Here is a 506-nt window from a genome sequence, read left to right as displayed (position 1 = left end):
TGTTGCGCAATTCTGGCATTGTGATTCACTTCGATTATGGCTCGGAGGGATTTGCGATGGCGGTGAAGCGGACGGGACAGATGAGCTTTATCGAGGCGTTCCTTGGGAACAAGGCGGTTGGCTCGTCGGGAATCCTGGATCGGATCGAGTCGCTGGTGAAGTGGTACCGTTTCGAGAAGCTGCTTGGCGGGCTCAATCATGGTGGTCCGGGCCATCCCGGCTGGCCAGCGCTGGTTCTCTTCAAGGCCCTGCTCTTGCAGTCGCTTTACGGGCTGTCGGACCGCGAGTTGGAGGAAGCGCTCGCCGACCGGCTGTCGTTCCGCCGCTTCGTGGGGCTCGCCCTCGACGAGACGGTGCCCGACCACACGGTGCTCAACCGCTTCCGCAATCTTTTGATCGAGAAGGGACTTCTGGACAGGCTGGTTGGCGAACTCGACCGGCTGTTGGAGAAAGCCGGCGTGATGCTGAAGCGCGGCGCGATGCTGGACGCGACCCTGATCGAGGCG

1 protein-coding gene is annotated in these 506 nt (G+C 61.7%); it reads left to right on the top strand.

Annotated elements, in window-relative coordinates; genetic code table 11:
- Positions 1–56: 56 nt before the first annotated feature.
- Positions 57–506 (top strand): transposase (locus tag O7A05_RS34090; protein ID WP_337097797.1); only part of this gene is annotated, 450 nt, incomplete at its 3' end.

The sequence above is a fragment of the Mesorhizobium argentiipisi (SeqCode) genome, from assembly GCF_037179585.1.
GTDB lineage: Bacteria > Pseudomonadota > Alphaproteobacteria > Rhizobiales > Rhizobiaceae > Mesorhizobium > Mesorhizobium argentiipisi.
This window is presented reverse-complemented; position numbering and strand designations above follow the sequence as displayed.